Origin of the sequence: Micromonospora sp. NPDC005205 (assembly GCF_040608275.1) — a bacterium.
Classification (GTDB): domain Bacteria; phylum Actinomycetota; class Actinomycetes; order Mycobacteriales; family Micromonosporaceae; genus Micromonospora.
On sequence record NZ_JBEXHV010000011.1, the window covers coordinates 16,458 to 32,374 of the forward strand.

Below are 15,917 nucleotides of genomic sequence, written 5' to 3' on the forward strand. Positions count from 1 at the left end.
CTCAGTAGGTGTAGAAGCCCTTGCCGGTCTTGCGGCCCAGGTCGCCGGCGGTGACCATCCGCTGGAGCAGCTCCGGCGGGAAGAACTTCTCGTCGGCGGTGTCGGTGTAGATGTTCTTCGAGGCGTGCAGCAGCACGTCCACGCCGGTCAGGTCGGTGGTGGCCAGCGGGCCCATCGCGTGGCCGAAGCCCAGCCGGCAGGCGGTGTCCAGGTCCTCGGCGGACACCACGCCGGACTCGACCAGCTTGACCGCCTCCATCACCAGGGCGGAGATCAACCGGGTGGTGACGAAGCCGGCGATGTCCCGGTTGACCACGACGACCGTCTTGCCGATCTCCTCGGCGAAGGCCCGCGCGGTGTCCAGCGCGGCGTCGCTGGTCTTGTAACCGCGCACCAGCTCGCAGAGCTGCATCATCGGCACCGGGGAGAAGAAGTGGGTGCCGACCACCGCCTCGGGCCGCTCGGTCACCGCGGCGATCTGGGTGACCGGGATCGCCGAGGTGTTGGTGGCCAGCACCGCGTCCGACTTGCAGATCTTGTCCAGAGCGCGGAACACCTCGTGCTTGATCTCCAACCGCTCGAAGACCGCCTCGACCACGATGTCCGCGTCCGCCGCCGCCTCCAGGTCGGTGGTCGGCGTGATCCGAGCCAGCGTCGCCTCGACCTCGGACGCCTCGATCTTGCCCTTCTCGGCGAACTTCTCCAGTGACTTCCGAATACCGCCCAGACCCCGGGTGGTGGCCGCCTCGTCCAGGTCGCGCAGCGTCACCTGCCAGCCCGCCTGCGCCGCCACCTGGGCGATGCCGGAACCCATCAACCCGGCCCCGACGACCGCGAGTCGACCCGCCATCTGCTTCTCCCTCGCTGCGATTGAGTGCCTGCCTGCACCCTAGTCGGCGAGCCTGAACGATGGCTAAGTGGCGGTCGGGCCGGGACGTGGGGCCTCAGATCTCCAGTGACGGTTCCTCCGGGGTGGTGCCCCGCTCGACCGCCACCCCGAGCGCACGCAGGTCGGCCACGAAGTCGGGGTAACCCCGGTCCACGTGGTGCACGTGGGACACCGCGGTGACTCCCTGCGCACACAGCCCGGCGATGATCAGCCCGGCGCCGGCGCGGATGTCGGTCGCCTGCACCGGTGCGCCGGAGAGCCGGCCCCGTCCACGGACCACCGCGTGGTGCCCGTCGGTCTTGATGTCCGCGCCGAGCCGCATCATCTCGTTGGCGAACATGAACCGGCCGTCGAAGATGTTCTCGGTGATCAGGGAGGCGCCGTCGCTGACGGCCGCCAGCCCGATCGCCATCGGCAGCAGGTCGGTGGCGAAACCGGGGTACGGCAGCGTCACCACGTCCACCGCCCGGGGCCGCTCGTCCATCCGTACGCGGAAGCCGTCCCCCCGGGTCTCCACCAGCGCGCCGGCCGCCACCACCTTGTCCAGGGCGACCTCCAGGAAGGCCGGGTCGAGCCCGGTCACCGTCACGTCGCCGCGGGTCATCGCCGCGCCGAACGCCCAGGTGCCGGCGACGATCCGGTCCCCCACCGTGGCGTGGCGCACCGGACGCAGACCGGGCACACCGGTGATGCGCAACGTCGACGTACCCGCGCCGACGATGCGCGCGCCCATCTGGTTGAGCATCGTGCAGATGTCGACGATCTCCGGCTCCCGGGCCGCGTTGTCGATCATCGTGGTGCCCTGGGCCAGCACCGCCGCCATCACCAGGTTCTCGGTCGCGCCGACGCTGGGGAAATCCAGCACGATGTCCGCGCCGCGCAGCCCGTGCGGGGCGGAGGCGATGACGAACCCGTGCTCACCGGAGATCTCCGCGCCCATCCGGGTCAGCCCGGAGATGTGCATGTCCAACCCCCGCGACCCGATCGCGTCACCGCCGGGATGGGCCACCCGCACGTACCCCCGGCGGGCCAGCAACGGGCCCAGCACACAGATCGACGCGCGCAACCGTCGGACCAGGTCGTAGTCGGCCTCCGCGCCCGGCTGCTCGGGTACGTCGATCGTCACCGACCGGGACCGGGCCACACCGCCACGGGCGACCATCGGGTCGACCGGGTCGTCCGCGTCGAACTGGACGTCGCAGCCCAGCCGACGTAGCACCTCCCCCATGATCGCGATGTCGGTGATCCGGGGGACGTTGGTGATCACGCTGCGGCCCGGGGCGAGCAGCGCGGCGGCCATCAGCTTCAACGCCGAGTTCTTGGCACCGACCACGTGCACGGTGCCGGACAGTCGGGCGTCACCGCGTACCCGGATGACGTCGACATCGTTGACCGTCGAATCGCCGGCGTCGCCGGGGCCCACCACCACCGGCCAGCCGGCGGTGCTGTCCGGCCGCGCCGGGATCGTCAGGTCGGGAATCCGTAGGCTGTGCGTCATGGCCGTCCACCTCACGCGCATCTACACCAAGGCCGGCGACGCCGGCATGACCAGGCTGAGCAACAACGAGCAGGTGCCGAAGACCGATCCGCGGATCGCCGCGTACGCGGATGTCGACGAGTGCAACGCGGCGATCGGCGTCGCGCTCGCGCTGGGAAACCTCGACGAGGAGCTTCGCGGCGTGCTGGGGTCGGTGCAGAACGACCTGTTCGACGTCGGCGCCGACCTGTCCACCCCGGTCGAGCCGGAGCCGAAGTACCCGCCGCTGCGGGTCACCGAGGAGTACGTCGAGCGCCTGGAGGGCTGGTGCGACGAGTACAACGCACGCCTGAGCAAGCTCGACTCCTTCATCCTCCCCGGCGGCACCGCAGGTGCGGCGCTGCTACACGTGGCGCGGACCGTCGCCCGGCGTGCCGAACGGGCAGCGTGGGCGCTGGTCAGCCACGATCCGGACCGAACCAGCACGCTCCCGGCAAAGTATCTCAACCGGCTCTCCGATCTGCTCTTTATCCTGTCAAGAACGGCAAATCCGGCAGGAGACGTGCTATGGGTGCCGGGCGGCAAGCGCTGAACGTCGGGCGCTCCGCACCACGTCGAGGTCTGAGTTCCCACTCTGCCCGCCACCACGCGTAGCCAAGACCGACTCGTCCTCCGGCGACCCCCACCAAGGCCAGGGCGAGTCATCGTCTAGATCGACTCGGGTTCCATGAAGTCGGGCCATCCTGGCCACCAGGACACCACGGTTTCAAGAAACCCGAGTCGATCACCCGCGCCCAGCCACTGAGAAGGCGAGACTCGACTTTCTCAGGTAACGGCAGGTGATTGAAAACCGCGCCAGAACGGCGGACAGTGCCTACGAAGGGGTTTCCGGGGGAGCCCGCCCGGCGCAGGGATCAAGCCTGACCGCCCGGAGCCGGGCGGGCTCCCCCGGAAACCCAGAAGAGCAACCACAGAAGAGCAGATCAGGCAGCCGGCCAGTCCTGGGAGGCCATACGCGGCGAGACCGCCCCCGGAGGGGCGGCCTCGAGCCAGGAGAGAAAACCGGTCACTGTCGATCGCGCCATGGCGATCTCCACCGGTGCGTGGTGACTGGTACAGCGCAGGATCACCCAGTCGGCCGGCATGGAGAACCGTTCCTGACCTTCGGGCAACCGGCGGCGCTCCACGGCCAGCCCCTTGCGAGAGAGGACCCGCTTGGGCCGGATCGCGAAGCTGAACATCCGGTACCAGCGCAGCTCGTCACCGGCGAACCGGCCGAAGCCGGGCGACCAGCCGCGGCCGTCGAGCATGGTGGAGACCCGGACGCTGAGCCGGATGATGCCGCCGCTGCGGGTGACCAGAGCTCGCCGGACGAAGAGGGTCAGAAGCGCGCCGAGGATGACGACAACGCCGATTCCGAATCCTTCGACGATCTCCATCCCCGGTGTGGCTCAGCGGCTCTGCGCGGAGACCGGGGTTGCGCTCTCGGCCAGCACTGTGACACCTTCGGCGCTCACCGAGAGGAAGCCGCCGGCCACCTCGTAGGCGACCTGCTCGCCGCCGGCGAGCTTGATGCGCACCTGACCAGGCTCGGCGAGTTGGCCGAGCAGCGGCGCGTGCCCCGGCAGGACACCGAGCTCGCCTTCGGTCGTCCGGGCGACGACCATCTCGGCGTCACCGGACCAGACCTTCTCCTCGACGGCGACGAGCTCGACGTGAAGCTGCTGTGCCACGCTGTCTCCTTGCTGCGGCTACGGATTGCCGAAAGTCTAGCCTGACGATGCGGCGCGCCCAACGCGGGTGGGGACAACGCCGACCTGACTACTTGGCCTTGTTGACGAATTCCGGGTGCTCCAGCAGGAACGGGTCGAGTTGCTCGTTGTGCAGGGCGGTGAAGAAGTCCGGCACACCTTCCTGGAACTGCTCGCCCAGGTACTTCTGCCCCTCGAAGACTCCGCCACCGGGCAGCTTGATCATCTCGATGGTGTTCGGGCGGATGTCCTTCAGGGCGAGCCCGAAGTCGACGACGCTGTTGCCTCGACCGTTGAAGATCAACGACTGGCCGGCGGCGCGGAGCACCTTGTCCAGCTTGATCGGGTTGGACACCACGTCGGCGCTGAACGCCTGGCCGACCATCGCCTTGACGAACTGCTGCTGGTGGCGCTGACGACCGTAGTCGGAATCCGGAACGCCGTTCTTCGGGTAGCGCTGCCGGACGTAGTCCAGCGCCTGCCACCCACTCAGGTGCCGGTTGCCCTTCTTGTAGATCGCCTGCGGGCCGACGTAGCCCTCACCACGGGTGTTGCCCGGCCGCGGCTTGCCGTCCGGCTGCTTGTGCTCGGACTTCACGTCGCGCTCGATGTACATGTCGACACCGCCCATGGCGTCGACGATCTTCTGGAAACCGGTGAAGTTGATGATCGCGCCGGCATCGAAGCGCTTGATGCCGGTGACGTTCTGCACGGTGGTGGCCAGCAACTCGAAGCCCCGCGCCGCGTCCGGGTTGGCCCCCGGCACCCTGCTGCCGAACGACATCGCCGCGTTGATCTTCGTGGTCTCGCCCGGGAACTCGGCCTTCTTGAACGCGGGAATCCGCACGTAGAGGTCACGAGGCAGCGAGAACAGGTAGGCCCGGTCCATCGAGGCCGGCACGTGCAGCACCATGATCGAGTCGGCCAGCGGCGCGGCCGTCGGCGTACGCGGGTCGATGCCGACGAGCAGGATGTTGAGCGGCCCCTTGATGTCACTCTTCTTCGCCTGGGCGCCCGCCGCCTGGTCGCCGAAGAGGTCGGCCTTGCCGACGGACCCCTCGTAGCGGGCCATCAGCACCTCGGTGCCGACCAGCACGGCGCCGCTGAGCACTGTCAGCACGGTGCCGAACACCGTGCAGAGCCTGGCCCACCGCGGCACACCTCGCCAGAGGGACGCCTTGCGGCCACTCTTGCCGGCCTTACCCACGAGCAGCTCCGTTCGTTACGCCCACGACGAGGAAGACGGGCGCACGTCGTCGAAAGGTTGCAAAGATCAACGCTCGTTCAGGTGAGCGCGGATCGAACCGTAGCTCGGGAGCCGCGTAAGTGACGACCACGAGTAACGGACCGCGACGATGCTAAGGCGCGAACATGAACAAAAGACTGCCCCGGCATTGCCGGGGCAGTCTTTTTGCTACGGGGATCGACGAGGGCTGGTCAGGCCTTCATCAGCTCCTCAGCCTTCTTCTCCAGGTCCTCGAGACCGCCGCACATGAAGAACGCCTGCTCGGGGAAGTGATCGTACTCACCCTGGCTGATCTTGCGGAACGCCTCGATGGTCTCCTTGATCGGGACCGTCGAGCCCGGCACGCCGGTGAACTGCTCCGCCGCGTAGGTGTTCTGCGACAGGAAGCGCTCGATCCGCCGGGCCCGGGCCACGGTGATCTTGTCTTCCTCGGAGAGCTCCTCGATGCCGAGGATGGCGATGATGTCCTGCAGGTCCTTGTAGCGCTGCAGGATCCGCTTCACCTCGGTGGCGACCTGGAAGTGCTCGGCGCCGACGAACTCCGGGGCGAGGATCCGGGACGAGGACGCCAGCGGGTCCACGGCCGGGTAGATGCCCTTGTCGGAGATCGACCGCTCCAGGTTGGTGGTCGCGTCCAGGTGGGCGAACGTGGTGGCCGGGGCGGGGTCGGTGTAGTCGTCCGCCGGCACGTAGATCGCCTGCATGGAGGTGATGGCCTGGCCCCGGACGGAGGTGATCCGCTCCTGGAGCTCGCCCATCTCGTCCGCCAGGGTCGGCTGGTAACCCACGGCGCTCGGCATACGCCCGAGCAGGGTGGAGACCTCGGAGCCGGCCTGGGTGAAGCGGAAGATGTTGTCGATGAAGAGCAGCACCTCCTGCTTCTTCACGTCGCGGAAGTACTCCGCCATGGTCAGCGCGGAGAGCGCCACCCGCAGCCGGGTGCCCGGCGGCTCGTCCATCTGGCCGTAGACCAGCGCGGTCTTGTCGATGACGCCGGACTCGGTCATCTCGGCGATGAGGTCGTTGCCCTCACGGGTGCGCTCACCCACGCCGGCGAAGACCGAGGTACCACCGAAGTTACGGGCAACACGGGTGATCATCTCCTGGATGAGCACCGTCTTGCCCACGCCCGCGCCGCCGAACAGACCGATCTTGCCGCCCTTGACGTACGGGGCGAGCAGGTCGATCACCTTGATGCCGGTCTCCAGCATCTCGGTCTTCGGCTCCAGGTCCGCGAAGGCCGGGGCCTTGCGGTGGATACCCCACCGGTCGTCGGCCTCGAACGTCTCGCCCTCTTTGAGGTTGAGCACCTCGCCGATCGCGTTGAACACGTGGCCCTTGACCGCGTCGCCCACCGGCACACTGATCGGCTCGCCGAGGTCACGCACCTCCGCGCCGCGAACCAGACCGTCGGTCGGCTGCATCGAGATGGCGCGGACCAGGTTGTCACCCAGGTGCTGGGCGACCTCCAGGGTCAGCGTCTTCTCACCGCCGGACAGGCTCACGGTGACGTTCAGGGCGTTGAACAGGGCCGGCATGCCGTCGCGCGGGAACTCGGCGTCGACGACCGGGCCGATGACCCGGACCACGCGACCCGTGGCCGTCTTGGTCTCTACTGGTGCAGTCATCACACTTCACTTCCCGACGCGGCAAGCGCGTTGGCGCCGCCGACGATCTCGCTGATCTCCTGGGTGATCCCGGCCTGACGGGCCGAGTTCATCTCACGCGTGTACTTCTCGATCATCTCTTCGGCGTTGTCGGTGGCGCTCTTCATCGCCCGCCGCCGTGCCGCCGACTCACTCGCCGCCGACTCGAGCAACGCCGCGTAGATCCGCGTGTTGATGTACCTCGGCAGAAGCGCGTCGAGCAGCGCCTCCGCCTCGGGCTCGAACTCGTACGCCGGCAGCAGTCCTTCGGAGCGCGGCCGGTCCTCGACCTGCATCGGGCCGATGATCTTCGTGACCGGGTTCTGCGTCATCAGCGAGTGGAACTCGGTGTAGACGATGTGCAACTCGTCGACGCCGAGCACCCCGTCCGCGCCAGCGCCACCGTCGACGTCGTCCGCACCGGCGGTGAACGCCTTGATCAGCGTCTCACCCACGGTACGGGCGTCCTCGAACGACGGCTGCTCGCTGAACCCGGTCCAGTTCGCCTCGATCGGCCGGTCGCGGAACCGGTAGAACCCGACGCCCTTACGCCCGATGACGTAGAGCACCGGCTCCTTGCCGTCCGCCTTGAGCCGCGCGACCAGCGACTCGGCCATCCTGATCGCGTTGGAGCTGTAACCGCCGGCCAGGCCACGGTCGCTGGTGACCAACAGGACACCCGCCCGCCGCACCCGCTCGCGCGGGGTGAGCAGCGGGTGGTCGATCCGCGCGTTGGACGCCAGCGCCGTGAGCACACCGGTGATGGCCTGGGCGTACGGCAGGGACGCCTGCACCCGGGCCTGGGCCTTGGCGATCCGGCTCGTCGCCACGAGCTCCATCGCCTTGGTGATCTTCTTCATCGACTTCGCCGAGCGGATTCGTTGACGAAGAACGCGAACCTGGGCCGCCATGGGATCAGCTCTCGGCCGGGCGGTCGGTCGCGCTGTCGCGGAAGCGGGTCACCGTCTCGCGGTTCTCGTCGCCCTCAAGCGGGGTGGCCGGCGCGTCGTTGACCTTGCGCTCGTCCTCCTTGTTGAGGAAGACCTGCTTGAACTCCGCGATCGCGGTGTCCAGGGAGCCGGTGATGTCGTCGTTCCACTGGTTGTCGGCGATCGACGCGAGGACACCCTCGTGCTTGTGCCGCAGGTACTGGAGGAACTCCGACTCGAAGCGCCGCACCTCGCCGACCGGGATGTCGTCGAGCTTGCCCTCGACGCCGGACCAGACCGAGACGACCTCTTCCTGCACCGGGTACGGCGAGTAGTTCGACTGCTTGAGCAGCTCCACCAGACGCGAACCACGGTTCAGCTGGTTCTGCGACGCGCGGTCCAGGTCCGAGGCGAAGGCGGCGAACGCCTCCAGCTCGCGGTACTGGGCCAGGTTGAGCCGCAGCGAACCAGAGACCTTCTTCATCGGCTTCACCTGCGCGGCGCCACCGACCCGGGAGACCGAGGTGCCGACGTTGATCGCCGGACGAACGCCCTGGTTGAACAGGTCGGTCTCCAGGAAGATCTGGCCGTCGGTGATCGAGATGACGTTGGTCGGGATGAAGGCCGAGATGTCGTTGGCCTTCGTCTCGATGATCGGCAGACCGGTCATCGAGCCGCCACCCAGCTCGTCGGAGAGCTTCGCGCAGCGCTCCAGCAGGCGGGAGTGCAGGTAGAAGACGTCACCCGGGTACGCCTCACGGCCCGGCGGGCGACGCAGCAGCAGCGACACGGCCCGGTACGCCTCGGCCTGCTTGCTCAGGTCGTCGAAGACGATCAGAACGTGCTTGCCGCCGTACATCCAGTGCTGCCCGATGGACGAGCCGGTGTACGGGGCGAGGTACTTGAAGCCGGCCGGGTCGGAGGCCGGCGAGGCGACGATAGTGGTGTATTCCAGCGCGCCCGCCTCCTCCAGCTGCCCCTTGATCGAGGCGATGGTGGAGGCCTTCTGGCCGATGGCGACGTAGATGCAGCGGACCTGCTTCTTCGGGTCGCCGGTGCGCCAGTTGTCCCGCTGGTTGAGGATGGCGTCCAGCGCGACGGTGGTCTTGCCGGTCTTCCGGTCACCGATGATCAGCTGCCGCTGGCCCCGGCCGATCGGCGTCATCGCGTCGATGGCCTTGATGCCGGTCTGCAGCGGCTCGAACACCGACTGCCGGGCCATCACGTTCGGAGCCTGCAGCTCCAGCTCGCGGTAGCCCTCCTCGGCGATGTCGCCGAGGCCGTCGATCGGCTGGCCGAGGGCGTTGACCACGCGGCCGAGGAAGGCGTCGCCGACCGGGACCGAGAGGACCCGGTCGGTGCGCTTGACCCGTTGGCCCTCCGCGAGCTTGGCGGAGTCACCGAGGACGACGACGCCGATCTCCCGCACGTCGAGGTTCAACGCCACGCCGAGCGTGCCGTCCTCGAACTCCAGGAGCTCGTTGGTCTTGGTCGAGGGCAGGCCCTCGACGTGGGCGATGCCGTCGCCGGTGTCGGCGACGGTGCCGACCTCCTCGCGGGAGACGTCGGACGAGTAAGAGGAGACGTAGCGCTCCAGGGCGCCGCGGATCTCCTCCGTCGAGATGGTCAGCTCGGCCATCCTCTGCTTCCTTAAAATTCAGGGGCCCGGGATACCTAGTACCAACCGGTCCGAATGGCGTCTGTCAATCCGGGCGCTGCGGCGGCGGAGCCGCCCCAGCGGTGAGGCGGCGGAACCACCGCATTGCTGGGCGGCGAAGCCGTTCAGCGCTTCGCGAGCGCGTTGCGGGTCTCGTTGAGGCGGCGCAGGATGGTGCCGTCGTACAGGTCGGAACCGACCCGGACGCTCACGCCACCGAGAACGGCGGGGTCGACCGTCTGCTTGACGGAGACCTCTCGACCGTATATCGCGGTGAGGCTCGCACCCAGCCGACGCTCGTCCTCGTCACTCAACGGGGCCGCGACCGTCACGTACGCCACCTGCCGGTCACGCCGGTCGGCGGCCAGCTCGACCAGCCGGGTGAGCGCCCCGCTGAAGGAGCGTCCCCCGAACCCGCCGAGCGCCGCCTCGACGAGGCGGACGGTGACCGGGCGGGCCTTGTCGGCCAGCAGCTCGCGGGCCAGGGTGGCCCGCTGCTCGACCGGGGCGACCGGGTCGGCGAGCGCGTTGCTCAGCGCCGACTGCCCGGAGACGACCTGGCCGAAGCGGAACAGCTCGTCCTCGACCTCGCCCAACTCGCCGGCCTTGTCGGCGCTGGCCAGCAGCGCCTCCACGCCCAACCGCTCGGTGCCGTCGAGCAGCTCCGACGGTGCCGACCACCGGCCGGCGACCAGCGACACGAGCAGGTCGAGCGCGTCCGCGCCGATCCGCCCGCCCAGCATGTCGCCGAGCAGCGCCCCGCGATCCTCGCCGGAGCGGGCCGGCTCGGAGAGCGCCCGGCGCAGCCGCGGCTCACGCCGCAGCAGGGTCGCCACGGAGAGGATGGCGTCGGCGGTGGAGGCCACCGCCGACGGCTCCGCGCCGCGGACGTACGCGTCGAGGCGCTCGGCCGCGACCTTGTACGACTCCCGGCTGGCGGCCTGCATCAGCGGGCCCCCGTGCTCTCGAGGCCGCTCAGGAACCGGTCGACGGTGCCCTTACGCCGCGCCTCGTCGGCCAGCGACTCGCCAACGATCTTGCTGGCCAGGTCCACCGCGATGGTGCCGACCTCCGCGCGCAGCTCGCGCACGATGGTGGCCCGCTCGGCGGCGAGCGCATCCTTGCCCGCCTGGATGACCCGGTCGGACTCTTCCCGCGCCTTGACGAGGATGTCCTGGCGGATGCCCTCGGCGTCGGCCCGCGCGTCGTCACGGATCTTGGCGGCGTCGGTCCGAGCCTCAGCGAGCTGGGCACGGTACTGCTCGAGCAGCTGGTTCGCCTCGGCCTGGGCGGCCTCGGCGCGCTTGATGCCGCCCTCGATCGCGTCGACCCGAGCCTGGAACGTCTGCTCCATGCGCGGGAAGACGAACTTCATCAGCACGAAGCAGAGCACGGCGAAGGCGACCGTGCCGACCACGATCTCCTGCCAGATCGGAATGATCGGGTTGTGGTCTGACTCACCACCCTCGGCGGCGAGGAGGAACAACATGGGTGACCTCCCGGTCGGAAGGGGCGGAATCAGCCGGCCCAGATGAAGCCGAAGGCGATGCCGAACAGCGCGAGCGCCTCGATGACGGCGAAGCCGATCCAGACGTACGGCAGGGTCATGCGCGACGACTCGGGCTGCCGGGCGGTCGACTGGATGTAGGCGGCGAAGACCAGGCCAACGCCGATGCCCGGGCCGATGGCGGCGAGACCGTAGCCGATGGCAGCGGTGCTACCGGTGACCTCGGCGAGAACGCTAGCGTCCATTGGTGTGGTTCCTCCTGGTTATCACGCGTGACTCTCACGCGGGACGACAACGGTTGGTGCGTGGATCAGTGCTCTTCGGCGAGCGCGCCCTGGATGTAGCTGGCGCTCAGCACGGTGAAGACGTATGCCTGCAGGACGATGACCAGCGCCTCGAGGAGGGTCAGCGCCACTGTCATCACCCAGGAGACCACCGAGATCGGCGCCAGCCAGGCGTTGGCGTTGAGCATCGCGAAGCCGCCGAGCGTGAAGACCAGCAGGAGCATGTGGCCGGCGAACATGTTCGCGAAGAGACGGACGGCCAGCGAGAACGGCCGGATGATGAAGGTCGAGAACGCCTCGATCGGGATCAGCAGCGGCAGGATGTACCACGGTGCCGGCGGGATCAGGGCGTGCTTGAAGTATTTGCCGAAGCCGTGGTGCCGGATGCCGATGTAGTTGAACAGCACGTAGCTGATCACCGCGAGGATCGCCGGGAAGGCGATGTGCGAGTTCGGCGAGATCTGGAAGAACGGAATGATCGCGAACGAGTTCGTCAACAGCACGAAGCAGAACAGCGTCGTGAAGTACGGAGCGAACCGCACGCCCTGGTGACCGATCATGTCGACCGAGATGTTGTTGCGCACGAAGCCGTAGATCGACTCGGCGAACCACTGCTTCTTGGTCGGCACCAACTGCGGGTTCCGATAGGTCGCCAGGAAGAAGATGATCAGAACGCCGACCGCGATCCAGATCATCAGCGTGAACTTGGTGAACCACGGGGCGTTCTCCACGCCCCAGGGCACGATCGCGGGCAGGTAGAAGTCGTCCACACTGGGTGGGAATGCCGCCTGGCCCGCTGCCAGAACGTTCGCCTGTCCGAACACCGTGTCCCTTCCTAAGTAGGCGTGCCGAGCCGACGGACGACGAGGATGATCCCCCCGGTCACGCCGAGCACGACGCCGATCCCGGTGGCGACGCCACCTGTATCGAGCCACTGGTCGACCAGCCAGCCGATGAAACCCCACACGAGCATTCCTCCGATGAGGTAGCTGAGCGCGGTCCAACCCTGACCGGCGCCGGACGGATAATCGTCCGAATCACCGGCGGGACGGGGGGTTTGGTCACCAGCCATGACGGGGCGAACGATATCAGCCGGGAAGACGAGGCTGTGCCTCACCCCCCGCACAACCGTCGTTGTGTGGGCTTCTCGTGGGCGCCGTCGTCTGTGGGCACGCTACTCCCCTTCCGCCCGTCGGAAAATGACCGGAGGCCGACACATTGCGGCGCGTCCGCTGGTTGGGACGACCGCCAGGTCAGCCGTGCGGCCGGCGAGCGTGCACCGTGGTCAGCCACCAGAGGTGCACCGCTGTCCACACTGCCACCCCGGCGACGATGCCAAGGCAAAGAGGGATCAAACCGGGCCAACCAGTCGACGCCACCGCCACCAGCACCGCACCCAACAGGCTGAACTTCAGCACGTACAGGCCCACCCCGAGCGGCAGCAGCAACTGCGGGTTGGCCTGGTCGGCCCGCGCCAGCACCACCGTGGTGAGGGTGTAGCTGAGCACCGTGACGCCCACGCCGGCCGCCGCGCCGACCGCTGCCGTCACACCGCCGGTCACTCCGCCCACCACAGCGGCGACCACGGCGAGCGCCGCCGACGCGGCCAGCAACACCGGCAGGTGCCGCAGCCGCCACCGCCGGTCTGAGCCCGGCTCGACCACCCCGGGCTCAGCCACGGGGGTACGCCGGGAACGCCGCGACCAGCTCGGCCACCTCGGCACCGAGCCGGGTCAACTCGTCGACCCCGCCCGCAGCACCGGGATCGGTGCGCACCGCACGGGCGATCAGGGTCGCCACCTGGCGCAACTCCCCCTCGCGCATCCCCTGCGTGGTGACACTCGGTGTGCCCACCCGGATGCCGGAGGCCACCATCGGCGGCTGCGGGTCGTACGGGATGGCGTTCTTGTTCAGGGTGATCGACGCGGCGTCGCAGCGTCGCTCGGCCTCGGTGCCGGTCACACCCAGCTCCCGCAGGTCGATCAGGGCGAGGTGGGTGTCGGTGCCACCGGACACCGGGCGCATCCCCTCGTCGGCCAGCCCGGCGGCGAGCGCCTGGGCGTTGCTCACCACCTGCCGGGCGTACGTCTGGAACTCCGGCTGGGCGGCCTCGCGCAGCGCGACCGCCTTCGCCGCGACCGCGTGCATCAGCGGGCCGCCCTGGGTGAACGGGAAGACCGCCTTGTCGATCCGCTGGGCCAGCGACTCGCGGCACAGGATCATGCCGCCGCGCGGCCCGCGCAGCACCTTGTGGGTGGTGGCGCAGACGACATCGGCGTACGGCACCGGGGACGGGATCGCCCGACCCGCGACCAGGCCGATGAAGTGCGCAGCGTCCACCATCAGGTACGCGCCGACCTCGTCGGCGATCTCCCGGAACCGCGCGAAGTCGATCAGGCGCGGGTACGCGGTGGCCCCACAGATGATCAGCTTGGGTCGGTGCGCCCGCGCCAGGTCCCGTACCTCGTCGTAGTCGATCTGCTCGGTGTCCGGCCGGACCGGGTAGCCGACCGGGTGGAACCACTTGCCGGAGAAGTTCACGCGGCTGCCGTGGGTGAGGTGCCCGCCGTGCGGCAGGTCCATCGCCAGCACCGTGTCCCCCGGCTGCACCAACGCGGCGTACGCGGCCAGGTTGGCGCTCGCCCCGGAGTGCGGCTGGAGGTTCGCGTGCTCGGCCCCGAAGAGTTCCTTGGCCCGGGCGATGCCGATCTCCTCGGCCCGGTCCACCTCGGCACAACCGCCGTAGTAGCGCCGGCCCGGGTAGCCCTCGGCGTACTTGTTGGTCAGCGTCGAACCGAGCGCGGCCAGCACCGCCGGCGAGGTCAGGTTCTCGCTGGCGATGAGCTGCAGGCCGCCGCGCAACCGGTCCAACTCGCCGAGGACCACCCCGGCGATCTCCGGGTCGGTGGCCCTGAGCTGCGCGAAATCCGGCCCCCAGAAGGTGCTCGTCTCGGTCTCCACAGCGAACGAGTCTAGGGGGCCTCACACTGGAACCCGTGAGATGCCTCGTCACCGGCGCTACCGGCTACATCGGCGGGCGGCTGACGCCGCTGCTGCTCGCCGACGGGCACACAGTGCGCTGCCTCGCCCGCAAGGCGGTACGGCTGCGCGACGTGCCCTGGGCCTCGGCGGCCGAAATCGTCGAAGGAGACCTGAGTCGGCCGGAGACGCTGCCCGCCGCGTTCGCCGACGTGGACGTCGCGTACTTCCTGGTGCACTCGCTGGGCCGGTCCGACTTCGAGGCGGCCGACCGGGCGGCGGCGACCAACTTCGCGGCCGCCGCGCGCGCGGCCGGCGTACGGCGGATCGTCTACCTGGGCGGCCCCGAGCCGGCGTCCGACGCGGAGGTGCCCTCCCCGCACCTGCGGTCCCGTGCCGAGGTCGGCCGGATCCTGCTGGGCAGCGGAGTGCCCACTGCGGTGCTCCGCGCCGCGGTGATCATCGGGTCCGGCTCGGCGTCGTTCGAGATGCTGCGTTACCTGACCGAGCGGCTGCCCGCCATGATCACCCCACGTTGGGTCCGCAACCGGATCCAACCGATAGCGGTCCGCGACGTGCTGCACTACCTGGCCGGCTGCGCCGAACTGCCGACCGAGGTCAACCGGGGCTTCGACGTCGGCGGTCCGGACGTGCTGACCTTCCTCGAGATGATGCAGCGTTACGCCCGGGTGGCCGGGCTGCGCCGGCGGATCATCGTGCCGGTCCGCCCGCTCACCCCGTCCCTCTCCTCGCACTGGGTCGGGCTGATCACCCCGGTGCCGAACAAGATTGCCCGCCCCCTGGTGGAGAGCCTGATCCACGAAGCGGTCGCCCACGAACACGACATCGCCCGCTACATCCCCGACCCGCCCGGCGGGCTGACCGGCTTCGACGAGGCGGTGGCGCTGGCGCTGGCCAAGGTGCGCGACGCCCAGGTGGAGACCCGCTGGTCCACAGCGAGCGGCCCGGACGCGCCCGCCGAGCCACTGCCCACCGACCCGGTGTGGTCCGGTGGCACCGCCTACACCGACGTCCGGGAGCGAGCGGTTGACGCACCACCCACCGCGCTCTGGCGGGTCGTCGAGGGCGTCGGTGGCGAACACGGCTGGTACTCGTTCCCCCTCGCCTGGTCGATCCGCGGCTGGCTGGACCGGCTGGTCGGCGGGGTCGGGCTGCGGCGAGGTCGACGCGACCCGCACCGCCTCCAGGTCGGCGAGGCGCTGGACTTCTGGCGGGTCGAGGAGATCATCCCGGGCGAGCTGCTGAGACTGCGCGCCGAAATGCGCCTACCTGGCCGGGCCTGGCTGGAGATGCGGGTCCTGCCGGCCGACGACGGCCGCAGCCGCTACCAGCAACGCGCCGTCTTCCTGCCGCGCGGCCTGCCGGGGCACGCCTACTGGAAGTCGGTGGCCCCGTTCCACGCGGTGGTCTTCGGCGGAATGGCCCGCAACATAGCCCGCAACGCCGAACAACCCCGCTAACCACCCCGCGCCTCCCGCGCCTCCCCTCTCTCCCGCGCCTCTCGTGTCTCCCGCGCCTCTCGTGTCTCCCG

The 15,917-nt window shown here is 69.2% G+C and carries 17 protein-coding genes; 2 read left to right on the forward strand and 15 right to left on the reverse strand.

Going from position 1 to position 15,917, the window contains the following annotated elements:
- Nucleotide 1: 1 nt before the first annotated feature.
- Nucleotides 2-850, reverse strand: coding sequence for a 3-hydroxyacyl-CoA dehydrogenase family protein (locus ABZU43_RS20360; protein WP_355008054.1), 849 nt, complete (start codon nt 848-850; stop codon nt 2-4).
- 94 nt (nt 851-944) lie between these two features.
- Nucleotides 945-2,387 carry a UDP-N-acetylglucosamine 1-carboxyvinyltransferase gene (gene murA / locus ABZU43_RS20365; protein ID WP_355008055.1) on the reverse strand — a complete coding sequence of 481 codons (1,443 nt, stop codon included), beginning with the start codon at nt 2,385-2,387 and terminating at the stop codon, nt 945-947.
- On the opposite strand from murA, the gene ABZU43_RS20370 reads away from it, so the two are divergent.
- On the forward strand, nt 2,386-2,958 hold the full coding sequence (locus ABZU43_RS20370; protein WP_355008056.1) for a cob(I)yrinic acid a,c-diamide adenosyltransferase: 573 nt from the start codon (nt 2,386-2,388) through the stop codon (nt 2,956-2,958). The two genes, murA and ABZU43_RS20370, sit on opposite strands and share 2 nt — an antisense overlap.
- A 391-nt stretch (nt 2,959-3,349) precedes the next feature.
- On the opposite strand, the gene ABZU43_RS20375 is transcribed toward ABZU43_RS20370, so the two are convergent.
- The 13 genes from ABZU43_RS20375 to glyA form a co-directional block, all read right to left on the reverse strand.
- Nucleotides 3,350-3,805, reverse strand: coding sequence for a DUF2550 domain-containing protein (locus tag ABZU43_RS20375; protein WP_355008057.1), 456 nt, complete (start codon nt 3,803-3,805; stop codon nt 3,350-3,352).
- Nucleotides 3,806-3,817: 12 nt separating this feature from the next.
- Nucleotides 3,818-4,099 carry a F0F1 ATP synthase subunit epsilon gene (locus ABZU43_RS20380; protein ID WP_355008058.1) on the reverse strand — a complete coding sequence of 94 codons (282 nt, stop codon included), beginning with the start codon at nt 4,097-4,099 and terminating at the stop codon, nt 3,818-3,820.
- Between the two features lie 88 nt (nt 4,100-4,187).
- Nucleotides 4,188-5,330, reverse strand: a complete 1,143-nt coding sequence (locus ABZU43_RS20385; RefSeq protein WP_355008233.1) for an LCP family protein — start codon at nt 5,328-5,330, stop codon at nt 4,188-4,190.
- A gap of 224 nt (nt 5,331-5,554) precedes the next feature.
- Nucleotides 5,555-6,991, reverse strand: a complete 1,437-nt coding sequence (gene atpD / locus ABZU43_RS20390) for a F0F1 ATP synthase subunit beta (RefSeq protein WP_355008059.1) — start codon at nt 6,989-6,991, stop codon at nt 5,555-5,557.
- The gene (locus tag ABZU43_RS20395; RefSeq protein WP_355008060.1) at nt 6,991-7,920 is read right to left on the reverse strand and encodes a F0F1 ATP synthase subunit gamma; all 930 of its coding nucleotides are present in this window, start codon (nt 7,918-7,920) and stop codon (nt 6,991-6,993) included. The genes atpD and ABZU43_RS20395 overlap by 1 nt, the downstream gene beginning before the upstream one ends.
- Before the next feature lie 4 nt (nt 7,921-7,924).
- Entirely contained in the window at nt 7,925-9,577 is a 1,653-nt protein-coding gene (atpA, locus tag ABZU43_RS20400) for a F0F1 ATP synthase subunit alpha (RefSeq protein ID WP_355008061.1), read from the reverse strand.
- Between the two features lie 143 nt (nt 9,578-9,720).
- The gene (locus tag ABZU43_RS20405) at nt 9,721-10,542 is read right to left on the reverse strand and encodes a F0F1 ATP synthase subunit delta (protein WP_355008062.1); all 822 of its coding nucleotides are present in this window, start codon (nt 10,540-10,542) and stop codon (nt 9,721-9,723) included.
- Nucleotides 10,542-11,081, reverse strand: coding sequence for a F0F1 ATP synthase subunit B (locus ABZU43_RS20410; RefSeq protein WP_355008234.1), 540 nt, complete (start codon nt 11,079-11,081; stop codon nt 10,542-10,544). Before ABZU43_RS20410 ends, ABZU43_RS20405 begins: the two co-directional genes overlap by 1 nt.
- A gap of 32 nt (nt 11,082-11,113) precedes the next feature.
- Nucleotides 11,114-11,347, reverse strand: a complete 234-nt coding sequence (locus tag ABZU43_RS20415; RefSeq protein ID WP_091405890.1) for an ATP synthase F0 subunit C — start codon at nt 11,345-11,347, stop codon at nt 11,114-11,116.
- A 65-nt stretch (nt 11,348-11,412) separates the two neighbouring features.
- Nucleotides 11,413-12,210 carry a F0F1 ATP synthase subunit A gene (gene atpB, locus ABZU43_RS20420; RefSeq protein WP_355008063.1) on the reverse strand — a complete coding sequence of 266 codons (798 nt, stop codon included), beginning with the start codon at nt 12,208-12,210 and terminating at the stop codon, nt 11,413-11,415.
- Between the two features lie 11 nt (nt 12,211-12,221).
- Nucleotides 12,222-12,458, reverse strand: a complete 237-nt coding sequence (locus ABZU43_RS20425) for a hypothetical protein (RefSeq protein ID WP_355008064.1) — start codon at nt 12,456-12,458, stop codon at nt 12,222-12,224.
- A gap of 181 nt (nt 12,459-12,639) precedes the next feature.
- A complete protein-coding gene (locus tag ABZU43_RS20430; RefSeq protein ID WP_355008065.1) occupies nt 12,640-13,065 on the reverse strand; it encodes a hypothetical protein in 426 nt (141 codons plus the stop codon).
- On the reverse strand, nt 13,058-14,347 hold the full coding sequence (gene glyA / locus ABZU43_RS20435; RefSeq protein ID WP_355008066.1) for a serine hydroxymethyltransferase: 1,290 nt from the start codon (nt 14,345-14,347) through the stop codon (nt 13,058-13,060). The genes ABZU43_RS20430 and glyA overlap by 8 nt, the downstream gene beginning before the upstream one ends.
- 35 nt (nt 14,348-14,382) lie before the next feature.
- Here glyA and ABZU43_RS20440 point away from each other — a divergent pair, with 35 nt between their 5' ends.
- The gene (locus ABZU43_RS20440; protein ID WP_355008067.1) at nt 14,383-15,846 is read left to right on the forward strand and encodes an SDR family oxidoreductase; all 1,464 of its coding nucleotides are present in this window, start codon (nt 14,383-14,385) and stop codon (nt 15,844-15,846) included.
- Nucleotides 15,847-15,917: the final 71 nt, after the last annotated feature.